The following is a 14,196-nucleotide window of genomic DNA, read 5'->3' as shown; positions in this document are numbered from 1 at the left end:
CCCGAGAAAGGGAACCCCCATGTCCGTCGCCACCTTCGAGGACGTCCGCGCCCAGGCCGAGCAGCGCCTGGAGAAGAACATGAAGATCAAGTCGATGATCATCGACCGCCTCGGCCTGGACGCCGAGCCGGAGGTCGTCTCCGACAACCAGCCGCTGTTCGGCCGCGGCCTGGAGATGGACTCGCTGGACACCCTGGAGATCGTCGTCATGATCAACAACGAGTACGACGTGCTGATCAGCGACGACGACTTCGAGGCCTTCGGCTCGATCAACGCCCTGGTCGACTTCATCGAAGCCCGCGAGGTCTGATCATGACGATCGCGCCGGAGACCGCGCCCGCGCGCCGGGCCGTGGCGGTCAAGGAGCCCAAGGCTCCCAAGGAGACCTTCAGTTACTCCTCGGACGACATCAAGCGGATGCTGCCGCACCGCTGGCCGATGCTGATGATCGACCGTGCGTACGACGTCGTGCCCGGGGTGTCCGGGCGCGGGATCAAGAGCGTCTCGGTGAACGAGCCGTTCTTCGCCGGCCACTACCCGGACCACTCGATCATGCCCGGCGTGATGATCGTCGAGGCGATGGCCCAGCTGGTCGCCGTGGTCTACGTGGCCGAGCTGCTGGAGTCGGAGAACGCCGGGACCGGCGACCCGTCGGCCAGCGTCGGCTACCTCGGCTCGATCAGCTCCATGAAGTTCTCCCGGCTGGTCGTCCCCGGCGACCAGCTCCAGCTGGAGGCCAAGCTCGGCCAGAAGCTGGGCGGGCTCCGCTCGGTCTCCGTCCGGGCCACCGTCGGCACCGAACTGGCCGCCGCGGGCTCGCTGATCGTCACCACGGAACGCAAGGGCTAGACCCCCGCCCCCACCCAGCGGAACCAGAAGACAAGGAGGTGTGGAATGTCCATCACGATCCGCCCGTACCAGGAGGGCGACGCGCACGACATCGCAGAGCTCTACGGCCGTCACCGCGACAACCCCAACCCGGTGGCCGGCGGGATCAGCGGCGACGAACTGGAGCGCGAGCTGGCCGAGCGGGACACCGCGACGTTCCTGGTGGCCGTCGACGACGGGCGTGTGGTGGGCACATTCGGGCTGTTCCACAGCACCGGACGGCGGTCCGCCCGCGCCGGTGAGCTCATCGCCGACATGTTCTTCGTCGCCCCGGCCTACCGCAACGGTGTGATCACCGGGCGGCTGTTCACCGAGGCGGTCGAGTGGATGATGAAGTGCGGCTGCCTCGTCCTGCGGCTGACCGTCAATCCGGCCAACACCGTGGCGTTCAAGCTGTACCGCCGGGTCGGCTGCGTCTCCGTCGGCGAGACCGTGCCCGGCGAGGACGGCAACGTCGAGCTGCACAACTACATCCCGCTGATCCTGCGGAGCGTCTTCGCCGACCTCGACCCCGAGGCCGTCGCCGCCCTGGGCGGGCTGAGCAGCTTCGGCAGCGTCGCCGGCGGCCGTGACGACGAACTCCGTTCCGACGTCCGCCTGCTGGACGGCGTCCGCACGGTGGCCTACGCTCTGGCCCTCGGCGAGTACCGGATCGACGCGGACATCGACGTGGACCGCGGCCTGATGCTCGGCGCGGAGCTCACCGCCCCCGACGGGACCAGCCGGCCGCTGCGGATCGCCGAACCGCCCTACCGGGTCCGCACCGCGCGGCAGGCCGAGCCGCACCGCTTCGAGTCCGACGGCCTGGTCTGCGAGGTCGACGGCGGCGACGGCACGGTGAGCGTCCGCTCGCCCGGCCACCACGGGCCGCTGCTCGTCTCCACCTGGCCCAGCTGCGAGGCGGACCGGTCGGCGGGCTGGCGCGAGGGCCAGCCGCGCGACCTGGACGTCGTCCCGGTCGAGAACGGGGTCCGGGTCGCCGAGCGGTCCGGCGAGGACGAGGTCGTCGGCACCATCACCCTCACCGAGGGGGTGCTGAGCCAGGACTTCACCTTCACCACCCGGCCCGGCCGGATCTTCCAGACCATCGGGCTGCGGCAGGGCGCCTTCGCCCTGTCCGACCCGGCGGACGGCACCACCGGGCGGCACCTGCTCGGCACCGGGATCGGCGTCCGCGACGCCTCCGAGGTGGTGGCGGCCTCCCAGGTCGCCCCGGCCGGCAGCGAACTGGCCTGGAGCGACGGCACGACCCGGATCGAGGTGCCGGCCGGCCGGCCGATCCGGCTGATCCACAGCGGACTGATCGAACGTCACCTGGATCAGGACGCGGACGGCGTGGCCCGGCTGCGCACCGTGTTCCGCAGCGACGCGGACGCCGGCACCACCGGGGCCGCCGCACGCGGCACCGCGGCGGCCCGGCCGGCCGCGGAGACCCGCAGGCTCCAGGTGCGGGCCGCCGCCGCGGGGGTCACCTCCTGGACCGAGGGCACCGTCAAGGTCCTGCGCAGCCCGCACCCGCGCACCCGCGCCTTCGGCTGCAACCCGCGCTGGACGGCCGGGATGTGGGTCACCCGCGAGCACAGCCGGTTCAGCCTCGCCACCGGCCTCGGCTGGGGCGTGCCGGCCGGCACGGCATGGGAGGAGAAGCACCCGCTCAGCCTGTCCGCCCCGCAGGAGCGGATCGACTGGGAGGTCACCGCGCCGGAGTCCGCCGCCGAACCCGTCCGGGTCGACGTCCGGGCCCCCGGCGCCGAGGAGGAGATCGTCCTCTGGATCACCCCGAACACCCCGTCCCGCACCGGCGTGGTGCTCGACTCGGCCGGTACCCGGTGGGAGCTCGACTCCTCGGAGTTCCGGCAGGTCTGGGCCACCGCCGCCGCAGTCCGGCTCGCCGACGGCAGCTGGCTCGACGTCCGGCCGGCCCACCCGGGTACCGGCGAGCCGGAGATCGTCCTGCGCACCACCGCCTCCGGCCTGCTCATCGGCTGCGTCTCGGCCGCAGGCCCGCACGGAGCCGAAGCCGCCTGGCAGTTGGCCGTGCACCGCGAACCCGTCCTCTGATCCACCGCTCCACCCCACGCACCACCGCGCACCACCCCACACCGAACCCGTGAGAGGAAACCGCCCATCATGACCACGACCGTTGCCGTGCCCCGCACCGCACAGGACGACTACACCACCGTTCGCACCGCCATCGGCGTCTACCGGATCAGCTCCCCGCTGGTGCGCGTCTCGGGCGGCGACCGCTACACCCTGCTCGACCAGTTCCTCGCCAAGTCGAGCGAGTACGTCGAGCCGGACTCCGTCCGCGAGGCCCTCGCGCTGAACGCCGACGGCACCCCGTTCGCGATCGTGCTGCACTTCGAGATCGGCGACGACTCCTGGCTGCTGCCGCGCACCCCGATCACCACCGAGGCGCTGCGCAGCTACCTCGACGAGCTGGACACCACCGGGGACGTCACCGTCGAGATCGAGCCCGAGGGCTGGGGCGCCACCGCGTTCGAGGGCCCGCGGGCCTGGGCGGCGGCCGCGAAGTTCGTCGAGTTCGACGTCTCCGGCCTGACCCTGCACGGCGTCACCGAGTCCTCGGTGCCGTCCGACCCGACCGCCCTGGCCCACCTGGCCCGCGTCGGCACCACCGGCGAGTACGGCTACCTGCTCATCTCCAACGCCCCGGAGGCCGCCCACGAGGCCGCGGTCGCCGCGGTCCTGGCCGAGGGCGGCGCCGAGGTCGGCCCGGAGGGCCTGGCCCGCGTCCAGGCCGAGGCCGGCATGGCCGTCTACGCGGCCGGCTTCGCCGGCCTGCCGGTCCACGAGGCCGACCTCGCCTGGATGATCGACTGGAACCGGATCGGCGAGTTCACCGGCTCGGACGACCTGGTCAAGCCGACCACCGAGCTGGCCAGGCTGACCGCCCTGGCCGCCCCGGCCGGCACCGCGTTCACCGCCGGCACCGAGGTGACCGCCGGCGGCCAGGGCGTCGGCACCGTCCTCTGGCAGGCCCCGTCCGCCAACCCGGACGAGGAGCTGGTCTTCGCCCTCCTGAACGCCCCGTTCTGGGTCCCCGGCCTGGAGCTCGCCGCGCAGAACGAGGACGGCGCCGAGAGCCCGCTGCGCACCGTCACCCTGCCCCGCGTCATCGCCCGCTCGCTCACCACGAGGATCTCCTGATGACCACTGAGCGCATCGCCCTCACCGGCCTGGGGCTGATCACCGGGGCCGGGGACGACGTCGAGAAGAGCTGGTCGTCCATCTCCCAGGGGGTCTCGGGCATCAAGACCAACACCCTCTTCGACACCACCGAGCTGCTGACCGACTGGGCCGGCATGGTCACCGGCGAGCAGCCGGCCGACCTCGACCGCTGCTACGCGCTGGCCGCCACCGCGATCCGGGAGGCCCTGCGCACCAGCGGCCTCGACCTGGACACGGTCGACCGGAACCGGGTCGCCGTGGTGGTCGGCTCCAGCCTCGGCGCGATGCCGACCCTGGAGAGCGTCCACCGGGGCCTGGTGCACAACGGCGAGCTGGACGCCCCGCAGGCCGCCGCCTCCCAACTGCCCTGCGTGGGCGACTACATCGCGGCCGAGTTCGACCTCCGCGGCCCGCGCGTGGTGCTCTCCAACGCCTGCGCCGCCAGCGCGGTGGCGCTGGGCTACGCGGCGGAGCTGCTCTGGAAGGGCGACGTCGACCACGTGATCTGCGGCGGCGTCGACCCGCTGGCCGAGCTCTCGGCCTACGGGTTCAGCGCCCTGGGCGCCCTCGACCCGGAGCCCTGCGCCCCGATGTCGGCCTCCACCGGCCTGACCCTCGGCGAAGGGGCCGGCTTCATGGTCCTGGAGGCCGCGGACCGGGCCGCCGAGCGCGGCGCCCGCGCCCTGGCCGAGCTCGGCGGGTACGGCCTCTCCTGCGACGGCTACCACCAGACCGCGCCGGACCCGAGCGGCAAGGGCGCCGCCGCCGCCATGGCGCAGGCCCTGGAGACGGCCGGCCTCGGCCCCGAGGACGTCGACTACGTCAACCTGCACGGCACCGGGACGCCCGCCAACGACGTCTCCGAGCCCAAGGCGGTCAAGCTGCTGTTCGGCTCCGAACTGCCGCCGGCCAGCTCCACCAAGTCGATGCTCGGCCACACCCTCGGCGCCGCCGGGGCGGTCGAGGCGATCGTCAGCACGATGGCGATCGACCGCGGCGTCATCCCGCCGACCGTCAACACCCGGGGCGTGCCCTCCCCGTTCGGGCTGGACATCGTCCCCGACACCGGCCGCCCGGCCGCGCTGGAGGTCGTCGCCTCCAACTCCTTCGCCTTCGGCGGCAACAACGCCACCGTGGTCCTGAACAAGCCCGGCCGCCCGACCAGGGCGCCGCGCCGGACCGCCCCGGTGCACGGGGTCGTGGTGACCGGGGTCGCCGGCCTGGCCGGGGCGGCCGGCTCCACCGCCGAGCTCACCGCCGCCCTGGCGGAGGGCCGGGTGAGCTTCGCCGGCCTCCAGCACGTCGAGGGCGTCGGCGAGCGGCCGATCGGCCGGGTGGACGTCAAGGCCGTCTCGCGCAAGCTCAACCCGAGCAAGGCCCGCCGGATGGACCCGCTGGGCCTGCTCGCCGCCGGCGCCGTCGCCGACCTGTACGAGCGGCACGGCAAGCCCTCGCGGGCCGAGGCCGAGGGCACCGGCATCGTCTTCGCCACCGGCTACGGCCCGGTGACCTCGGTGCTCCAGTTCCACCGGGGCGTGCTGGAGCAGGGCATCACCGGGGCCAACCCGGCGATGTTCGCCAACACCGTGGTGAACGCGGCGGCCGGCCACGTCGCGATGCTGCACCGCTACCGCGGCTACACCGCCACCATCGCCAACGGCGGCACCAGCTCGGTCCTGGCCCTCCAGCTCGCGGCCCGGGTCATCGCCCGCGGCGCCGCGGACCGGATCATGGTCGTGGTCGCCGACGAGTTCCCCGAGCAGGCCCTGGCCACCCAGGCCCGGCTGCCCGGGTACGCGCGGACCGCCGAGATCGTCCCCGGCGGCCGCACCGGGACGGTGCTCAGCGAGGGCGCCGCCGCGATCCTGCTGGAGAGCGAGGCCTCGGCCGCCGGCCGCGGCGCGGACGTCCTCGCCTCGGTGAAGGGCTTCGGCGCCTCCGGCGAGTCGGTGGGCATCGGCCGGCTCGGCCGGGACGGCGAGGCCTGGGCCCGCGCCCTGCGCGCCGCGATGGCCGAGGCCGAATCCTCGCCCGAGGAGATCGACACCGTCGTGTCGGCCGCCTCCGGCTACAGCCTGGTCGACCTCGCGCAGTCCCGGGCCCTGGGCCTGGCCGGGCTGGCCGACCGCCCCACCGTGGCGCCGAAGGCGCTGCTCGGGGAGACCTACGGCAGCGCCGGTGCGCTCGGCCTGGTGGCCGCGCTCGGCGGCGGGGAGCCGCAGGGACGGCTGCTGCTGTCCAGCTTCGCCTACGGCGGCAGCTACGCCGCGGCAGTGTTCGACGCGAGGTCCTGATGGGCACGGCGCCGATGGACGCAGCGTCGGGGGAGGGCCGGGCGGACGGGGCGGTGATCGACTGCCTCGTCACCCGCCACCCCCACCTGCCGCGGGACCGGATGGGCCACCGCCTGAACGACGCCGGCCGCTGGCTGATCACCGGGGCGGCCGCCCGCCTGTACGGGCTCACCGTCACCGGGCGGGACCTCGCCCGGGACGAGCACCGGCGCTGGAGCCTGCCGGCGTACGGCCTGACCGCCTCGGTGGCGCACTGCGCCGAGTACAGCACCGTCGCCTTCTCCACCGGCCCGCAGGTGGGGGTGGACCTCCAGGACCACCGGGACCGCCCGGCCGCCATGCAGTGGCTCGGCGACCTGCTCGGCAGACCGGCCGGGGAACCGGCCACGATGCGGGACTTCGCCGAGTGCGAGGCACTGATCAAGGCCTCGCACATCCGCAAGGAGACCTTCGCCGGGGTCCGGCTGCCGGCCTGGCAGCCGGGCTGGCGCCCGACCAACACCGGGTACCTCGTCCGGTCGGCCGACCTCGGCCGGGGCCTGCACCTGGCCCTCGCCACCGATGCGGCCGCCCCGGTGCGGTGGTGGTGGCAGGACCGCCCCGCCGCGCCCGCCACCCGCACCGACGCCCTGACCTTGGAGCCAGCAGCATGACCGCCACCGCGACGACGACCGCGACCACGACCGCGACGGCCGCCCGCCCGGCCGCCCGCCCGTACACCCGCCGGATCTCGCAGATCGAGCGCGGCTACCTGAACGCCGCGGCGACCGGGACGCCCCAGCTGATCCAGATGGTGATCGAGGGCGAGGGACGGATCGACCCGCAGGACCTCCGGGAGGCGGTCCGGGCCGCCACCCTCGCCGGCCCCGGCCTCGCGGTCCGGCGGCGGGGGGCGTCCTGGCGCTCCGACGGCACCGCCCCGCCGGTCGTCGAACTGCCCGCCCAGGCCGGGTTCGACCACCCGTTCTTCCACCGCGACCTGGACGTCGTGGCCGGTCCGGTCTGCGAGGTCGGCCTCGCCGACGGGCCGGTGACCCGGCTGGTCGTGCGGGCCAGTCACATCGTCACGGACGGCCGGGGGCTGCGGCACTGGATCGAGGACGTGTTCCGGGTGCTGCGCGGCGAGGAGCCGCTCGGTGCCGCCGCCACCGTCGACGACACCCACTTCCGGACCGCGGCCGGCACCGTGCGCCCCGCACCGGCCCCCGCCCGGGTCGAAGGCTTCCCCGCGGTCCTCGGCAGCGGCCCGGCCGACGGCACCCCGCTCTGGCTCCGGCGGAGCGTGCGGGCCTGCCCGTCCGCCGTCACCGCCCGGGTGGCCGCCGCCGTCTCCCGCCGGCTGGCCACCGACACCGGCCGGCTGATCGTCCCGGTGGACCTCCGCCGGCACGACCGCTCGGTGCGCTCCACGGCCAACCTGACCTCCCAGCTGGTCCTCGACCTCCACCGGGACGACAGCTGGAACCGGGTGCACAGCCAGCTCCTCGCCGCGATGCTGCGCAAGCGCGAAGTGGCCGTACTGGACCGGGACTTCCTGCGCAGCAACCCGTTCGCCAACTCGCTGCGCGAGGCCCAGGAGCTGGACGGCAACACGTTCCCCTGCACGGCGATCCTGACCGACCACGGCCGGATCGACACAGAGCTCTACCGCACCGACCGGTTCCGGCCCACCGAGTACTTCACGCTGCCGATGCTCGTGCCCTACGCCGAGATGTTCCTCAGCACCTGCCAGATCGACGACCGGACCGAAGTGACCCTCTCCTGCCGGAACCGCCCCGGCGCGCGCGAGGCGGCCGAGGCGGTCCTCGACGAGGTCCAGCGCGGCCTCGCCGACGCGGACTGACGTGGCTCAACCACCCTGCTGACGATGAAGGACGTTCGAAGATGCCGACGACCAAGCTGAGCACCAAGGAAGCCCCGAGCCCGCCCGGACCGGTGGAACCCCCGGCGGACCCCGCCCCGGCGAAGGAGCCGGCCGCCCAGGCCGAGGCCGTCTCCGAGCCCGCCGCACGCAAGGCCCCCGCCAAGCGGACCACCACCCGCAAGGCCGCCGCCAAGAGGAGCCGGAAGCCCGCCGCCGCCGCGAAGACCGGCACCGGGAAGACCGCCGTTGCGAAGGCCGACACCGAGGAGTCCGCCACCGGGAAGGCCTCCGTACCGGCTCCCGAAGCAGCCACCGAGCCAATCCCTGACGCTGCGTCAGAAGCCGTGCCGAAGACCGGACCCGAGCCCAAGGCCGAGACCGAGACCGGGTCCAAGACCGGGGCCGAGGCTGCCCCCGACTCCTCCGGCCCCTCCGCCTCCGCCCTCCTGACCATGGCCGCGGCCATCACCGGCGGCTTCCTCGCCCTGCTCGACACCACCATCGTGAACGTGTCCATCGAGGACACCACCGCCCGGTTCGGCGGCATCAACCAGGTGCAGTGGGTGGTCACCGCCTACCTGATCGCCCTCGCCGCCGTCATGCCGGCCACCGGCTGGCTGGCCACCCGCTTCGGCGCCAAGCGCGTGTTCGCCACCGCGACCGCCCTCTTCGCCCTGGGATCGGCCGGCTGCGCGGCCAGCCAGACGCTCCCCGAGCTGATCGCCGCCCGCGGCCTCTCCGGCGCGGCCGCCGGCGTGCTCACGCCCGTGTCGACCATCCTGCTCACCCGCGGCGTCCCGCGCGAACACCTGGGCCGCGTCCAGGCGTTGAACGGCAGCGTGATGCTGATCAGTCCGCTGCTGGGACCGACCATCGGCGGCCTGCTGGTCGCGGCCGGCGGCTGGTCCGCCGTCTACCTGATCAACATCCCGCTCTGCGTCGCCCTGTTCGCGGTCACCCTCCGCTGGGTGCGCAAGGACGCGCCGGACGGCCGGGGCGCCCGGCCGCTGGACGTGGTGGGCCTGCTCTCCTCGGCGACCTGCACGGTCTGCACGGTGCTGGCCATCCACGAGTTCGCCGACAAGGGCGTGACCGCCTCCCCCGTCCTGCTGGCCCCGCTGGCCCTGGCCGTGGTGAGCGGCGCGGTGTTCGTCGTCCGCCAGCTGCGCGCCCGGTTCCCGCTGCTCGATCTGCGCCTGTTCCGGAACCGCGTCTACGCGACCGCCGTGATCAACGTGTTCTGCCTGGGCTTCGTGCTGTACTCGCCGATGATGCTCATCCCGCTGTACTTCGAGAGTGCGCGCGGCGAGAGCTCCGTGACGACCGGTCTGCTGATGTCCACCGGCGGCCTCGGCGTGGTGACCGCCGCCTGGCTGTCCCGCGTCCTGCTCAGGAAGCTGGGCGGCGGCGCCACCGTCGTCATCGGCATCACGCTCACGATGCTCGCCACCGCCCCGCTGACCACACTCACCTCGGACACGTCCTACCTGCTGATCTGCGCCAGCCTGGTGGTCCGCGGCCTCGGCACCGGGCTGACCATCGTGCCGACGATGACCCGGGCGTTCCAGTCGATCCGTCAGGAGTCCATCCCCGACGCCTCCTCCCAGCTCAACCTGACCCAGCGGATCGGCGGGGCGCTGGCCATCGCGGTGGTCACGGTGGTCCTCACCCAGGCCGCCGAGGAGCGGCACGGACTGGTGCCGGCCGCCTTCGCGCACTCCTTCGGCTGGCTGCTGGGCGTCTACGCGCTCACGCTGGTCCCCGCCCTGGCGCTGCTCGCGGCGGACCGCCGGGAGGCGCGCCTGAGCGGGGCGAACGCCTGACGCCTGCTGCCCGAAGGCGTCGTCGGGACGTCCGGAGTCAGCGAGTGGCGGGGAGCCAGCCGTCCTGTACGGCGTGCACCCCGGCCTCGAACCGGCTCCGGGCGTCCAGGCGTTCCATCAGGTTGGCGGCGAACCGCCGGGCGGTCCGTGGCGAGACGCCCATCCGCTTGGCGATCGCCTCGTCGGTGTAGCCCTGGGCGAGCATCTTGAGGACGGCGTGCTCCTGCGGCGGCATCCCGTTGGCGTCGCACTTGGGGGTGTCCCCCACCGGGATGGCCATGGTCCACACGCTCTCGAACAGCGCGCACAGGGCGGCGACCGTCCCGGCACCGCGCAGCACCACCGCACCGGCCCGGGTGTTGTCGGTGTCGATCGGCAGCACCGCCTGGCGCTGGTCGAAGATGATCATCCTGATGGGCAGGTCCGGGACGGTGCGCACCTGCCCGCCGTGGGAGTTGAGCCAGGTCACGTGGTCGAGCGTGGGCCGGTGGTTGCGGACGCTGTCCAGGTAGACCGTCCGCATCTGCACCCCGCGTTCGAGTAAGGCGGAGTTGGGCTGCCGGCTGGCCCGGAGGTCCTCCTCGGTGTGCGCGCCGCCCGGCGCGAAGGTGGCGACCTCCTGCCGGGCCGATCCGGCCAGCTCCGCCAGCCGTTCGCGGATCGCCTCCGGCCCGATCAGTTGCTCGGACGCCTCGTCGGTGGCGGCCGGACGCAGCGCCGAACACTCGGCGATCAACTGGGCCGCGGCGGCACGGGACGCCTCGACCCGCATCTGCTGGGCCGCCAACTCCGCCTGCTGCCTGGCCAGCAGGACCTCCATCGCGGTTTCCGGGCCGACCGCCCGGAAACCTATCCCCTCCCGGGCCGAGGGCTGTATCAGCGCGAGTTCACTGAGCCGGTCCAGGCCGGTGCGGACCCGCTCCTCGGTCATTCCCAGTCCGGCTGCGAGCGCCGCGACACCACCCCGGGGATTGCTGAGCATTCCCCGGTAAATGGCCTCCGCCTCGGCGTCCAGTCCCAAGACATCCAGCATTGATGCGAACCCCCTCGATCAGCGCCAGCGATTCATCTGGGGGGGAGCTTACTGACCTTGAGTAGCCGTGTGCTGACTCCGGCGTTCCCGGAAGATGTCGGCCTCGTGGGCCGGACGGACGGCGGGACGAACACCGAGGTGGAGGGGGGTGCGCGGTCGACGGGTACGGGCGGCGGGTCCTTCGGCCTGCTCCGCCGACGGCCGGGAATCCCCCCCTGCTACACCGCGTCCAGCAGGGCCGGCCGCCCCACCGGGAGTGCGTCCGGGGGGAATTCGGCGACCGCCCCCTCGACGAGCAACTCGCGGGTGCAGTCCCGGACCAGACGGTGGAACGAGAACAGGGCCGGCGCCTCCTGCCGGATGAGGTTGTTCTCCAGGAGCACGTCGACGTGGCACTCGACCTCGTCGGCCGTCAGTCCGGTGATGGCCGCCGCCCGGTCGAGGTCGAAGGAGGCGGCCGGGTGCAGGCTGATCAGCCGGCTGAAGCGCTGCTGGGCGCCGTCGAGGTGCTGGTAGGACGCCCGCAGTAGGGACATCACGTCGCGGTCGGCGGTCTGCAGGCAGCGGGCGCGGCGCGCCGAGCTCGCCAGCCGGTCCACCAGGTCGGCGACGTCCCAGGCCGGACGGTCGCGCAGGCGGGTCGCGGCGATCCGGACGGCCAGCGGCAGGTGGCCGCAGAGCTCGACCGCCTCCGCCACCCGGGCCGGTTCGCGGGCCACCCGGTGCTCACCGGCGATCCGGCCGAACAGCGTCACCGCGTCCTCGGGCGGCAGCACGTCGAGCGGGAGGGTCAGCGCGCCGTCGAGCGCGGTGAGCTTGCGCCGGCTGGTCACCAGCACCAGCGAGCCGCCGGTGCCCGGGAGCAGCGGCCTGACCTGGGCGGTGTCGGCCGCGTCGTCGAGGACGACCAGGCAGCGGCGGCCGGCCAGCCGGGAGCGCCAGAGGTCGCTGCGCTCCTCCAGGCCGTTCGGGATCTCGTCCGGACCGAGGCCGTCGGCGCGCAGCAGCGTGGCGAGCGCCTGCTCGGGCGGCAGCGGCCGCCGGGTCGCGCTGAAGCCGTGCAGCCCGACGAAGTACTGGCCGTCCGGGTACTGCGGGGTGACCCGGTGCGCGACGTGCACCGCCAGGGTCGTCTTGCCGACCCCGCCCATGCCGTCGATCGCGAGCATCAGGGGCGTGCCGGCGGGGCCGAGGCCGACCGCGCCCAGCAGGGTGTCCTGTTCGGCGGTGCGGCCGGTGAAGTCCGTGAGGTCGTGCGGGAGGCAGTTCCGGTGGTTCCGCGGCGCCGGCGGCGCGGCCTCGGCGGGCGCCGGGCGGCCGTCCGGTCCGGGCGAGGGGGCCGCCGCGGCGCGGTCGATCGTGCTTCCGGGGCCCGTCGGCCCGTGGACGCCGGGGGCGTCGGCGAGGATCTCCGAGTGGAGCGCACGTAGTTGGGGGCTCGGTTCGAGACCGAGTTCGTCGGCGAGGAACCGCCGGCCCTCGTCGTAGACGGCGAGCGCGTCGGCCTGCCGGCCGCTGCGGTAGAGCGCGATCATCAGGCTGGCGCGCAGCGAGTCACGGAGCGGGTACTCCGCCAGGAGCGCGTGCAACTCGCCGACCAGGGAGCTGGATTCACCGACGTGCAGACGCAGCGCCATGAGGTCCTCGACGGCGGTCAGCCGCTGCTCGTTGAGCTTCACCGCGGCGCCGGTGACGGCGGGGCAGTGGATTCCGGCGAACGCGTCGCCCCGCCAGAGGTCGACGGCGGACTGGAGCAGTCGGATCGTCTCGGCCGGCCGGCCCTCGCGCTCCGCCGCCCTGGCCTCGCGGACCCGGCTGGTGAAGCGGTGTGCGTCGACGGCGTCCTCGGGGACGACGAGCCGGTATCCGACGTCCACGGTGACCAGCCGGCACTCGCTGGAGGCGGACAGGACGCGGCGCAGGTCGCGGATCGCGTTGTGCACCTGCGGCCGGGCCGACAGCGGCGGGTCCTCCCAGAGCTCGTCGACCAGCACGTCCATCGGAACGACCCGGTTGGCGTTGAGGAGGAGCAGGGCCAGGAGCCGTTGCTGCCGCATGCCCCGGACGTCCACCAGTTCGCCTGCCTGGCGCGTCTCCAGCGCACCCAGGACCAGGAATTCCATCATCTTCGCCCCCGTTTTGCTTCGCCCGAATGCAGCGCCCTTCCCCGGGAGCTGTCGGTCATCTTCGTGACATCCGGCCGGTGTTCGTCATTTCCGGGGCCTTCAGCCCCAGGTGACGTCGTCGTCACGGTCGTTGTTCGTGGTGATCTGGACGGCGGCGCTCTCGTGCGAGGCGTTCTTGGAGAAGTCCGCGGAAGCCGCCTGAGCGGTGACCGCGCCGAAAGCGATGAGCGCGAGGGCGACGAACTTGGAGACACGGGTGGCCAGCATGGATTTCTCCTCGATTGGTTTTCCGCATTCTTCCCGGGTGGGATTTCCCGGGGCCTTCGCCGGCGTTCGCTCCCTGCCGACACCTCTACTGTGCTGGACCGCCGGGCCGGTGGGAACAGGCGTCGCCTGGACGGAACATGCACTGTCCTAAGCCGTCCACCCCGGGCCTTCGGCGGCCGGCGCCGGGCCCCCGGGAGCGGTGTGGGGAAACCCGCTCCGACCTGCGGTGACGTACCCGGTTGCGGCCGTCGGTGACGGCCGGCCCGAACCGGTCAGCAGGCGTCCCACCACGGGCCCGGGACCAGGGCCGCACCGACGGACAGGACGGCGAAACCGGCCAGGCCGGGGTGGTCGGCCACGGCGCGGGCCGACAGCCGCGCCGCGCTGGCCTCGGCCTCCGCCAGGGCGGGCGCAAGGCTGAAGATCCCCAGCGTCACGCCGCCGGACCCGTCCGGATGGACCGCGACGTGCTCCAGGCCGTCGCGCTCTTCCGCATAGGAGCTGATGATTCCCGCCAGGCCGGGCGGGGCGGTCGCGCCGCCCGAGGCCCGCAGGCGCACATGGATGAGGTACATATCTCCATCTTCAGCGCCGGAATTCGGTACTCGGGCCGGTCGGGGTTGTAGCGATTTTGCAAGTGAATAAAGGTGTAACCCCCACAATTATTAGACAAAATTTTAACAAGCCCGCCGCGGAAAATAGGACACGG

The 14,196-nt window shown here is 73.4% G+C and carries 12 protein-coding genes; 8 read left to right on the top strand and 4 right to left on the bottom strand.

The genetic code is table 11. The annotated features are described in order from the left end of the window. Nucleotides 1-19: 19 nt before the first annotated feature. The 8 genes from ACFC1F_RS22620 to ACFC1F_RS22585 all read left to right on the top strand — a co-directional run bounded on the left by ACFC1F_RS22620 (nucleotide 20) and on the right by ACFC1F_RS22585 (nucleotide 10,061). On the top strand, nucleotides 20-310 hold the full coding sequence (locus ACFC1F_RS22620; RefSeq protein ID WP_148643704.1) for an acyl carrier protein: 291 nt from the start codon (nucleotides 20-22) through the stop codon (nucleotides 308-310). A 2-nt stretch (nucleotides 311-312) separates the two neighbouring features. Then, nucleotides 313-849 (top strand): 3-hydroxyacyl-ACP dehydratase FabZ, encoded by a 537-nt coding sequence (fabZ, locus tag ACFC1F_RS22615; protein WP_376160682.1) that lies wholly within the window; start codon nucleotides 313-315, stop codon nucleotides 847-849. A 45-nt stretch (nucleotides 850-894) separates the two neighbouring features. Next, nucleotides 895-2,949 (top strand): GNAT family N-acetyltransferase, encoded by a 2,055-nt coding sequence (locus tag ACFC1F_RS22610; RefSeq protein WP_376160680.1) that lies wholly within the window; start codon nucleotides 895-897, stop codon nucleotides 2,947-2,949. 69 nt (nucleotides 2,950-3,018) lie between these two features. Beyond that, nucleotides 3,019-4,059 carry an aminomethyl transferase family protein gene (locus ACFC1F_RS22605; RefSeq protein WP_376160678.1) on the top strand — a complete coding sequence of 347 codons (1,041 nt, stop codon included), beginning with the start codon at nucleotides 3,019-3,021 and terminating at the stop codon, nucleotides 4,057-4,059. Beyond that, the gene (locus ACFC1F_RS22600; protein WP_209417228.1) at nucleotides 4,059-6,374 is read left to right on the top strand and encodes a beta-ketoacyl-[acyl-carrier-protein] synthase family protein; all 2,316 of its coding nucleotides are present in this window, start codon (nucleotides 4,059-4,061) and stop codon (nucleotides 6,372-6,374) included. The genes ACFC1F_RS22605 and ACFC1F_RS22600 overlap by 1 nt, the downstream gene beginning before the upstream one ends. A gap of 14 nt (nucleotides 6,375-6,388) precedes the next feature. Next, a complete protein-coding gene (locus tag ACFC1F_RS22595; RefSeq protein ID WP_376160676.1) occupies nucleotides 6,389-7,027 on the top strand; it encodes a hypothetical protein in 639 nt (212 codons plus the stop codon). After that, complete coding sequence (locus ACFC1F_RS22590; protein ID WP_376160674.1) at nucleotides 7,024-8,217, top strand: hypothetical protein; 1,194 nt, start codon at nucleotides 7,024-7,026, stop codon at nucleotides 8,215-8,217. Before ACFC1F_RS22595 ends, ACFC1F_RS22590 begins: the two co-directional genes overlap by 4 nt. A gap of 41 nt (nucleotides 8,218-8,258) precedes the next feature. After that, nucleotides 8,259-10,061, top strand: a complete 1,803-nt coding sequence (locus tag ACFC1F_RS22585; protein WP_376160672.1) for a DHA2 family efflux MFS transporter permease subunit — start codon at nucleotides 8,259-8,261, stop codon at nucleotides 10,059-10,061. 37 nt (nucleotides 10,062-10,098) lie between these two features. Here the strand turns inward: ACFC1F_RS22585 and ACFC1F_RS22580 are convergent, their stop codons facing one another. From ACFC1F_RS22580 to ACFC1F_RS22565, 4 genes are all read right to left on the bottom strand, one after another. Beyond that, the gene (locus ACFC1F_RS22580; RefSeq protein ID WP_209417230.1) at nucleotides 10,099-11,094 is read right to left on the bottom strand and encodes a helix-turn-helix transcriptional regulator; all 996 of its coding nucleotides are present in this window, start codon (nucleotides 11,092-11,094) and stop codon (nucleotides 10,099-10,101) included. Between the two features lie 218 nt (nucleotides 11,095-11,312). Continuing rightward, complete coding sequence (locus ACFC1F_RS22575) at nucleotides 11,313-13,220, bottom strand: BTAD domain-containing putative transcriptional regulator (protein WP_376160670.1); 1,908 nt, start codon at nucleotides 13,218-13,220, stop codon at nucleotides 11,313-11,315. A 99-nt stretch (nucleotides 13,221-13,319) separates the two neighbouring features. Further along, on the bottom strand, nucleotides 13,320-13,487 hold the full coding sequence (locus tag ACFC1F_RS22570; protein WP_209417231.1) for a hypothetical protein: 168 nt from the start codon (nucleotides 13,485-13,487) through the stop codon (nucleotides 13,320-13,322). Between the two features lie 272 nt (nucleotides 13,488-13,759). Next, nucleotides 13,760-14,062: a hypothetical protein gene (locus tag ACFC1F_RS22565; RefSeq protein ID WP_376160668.1), complete on the bottom strand. Its 303-nt coding sequence runs from the start codon at nucleotides 14,060-14,062 to the stop codon at nucleotides 13,760-13,762. Nucleotides 14,063-14,196: the final 134 nt, after the last annotated feature.

Origin of the sequence: Kitasatospora sp. NPDC056181 (genome assembly GCF_042266225.1) — a bacterium.
Taxonomy (GTDB): Bacteria; Actinomycetota; Actinomycetes; order Streptomycetales; family Streptomycetaceae; genus Kitasatospora.
The sequence above is the reverse complement of the archived record's forward strand: the minus strand, read 5'-3'. Positions and strand labels throughout refer to the sequence as shown.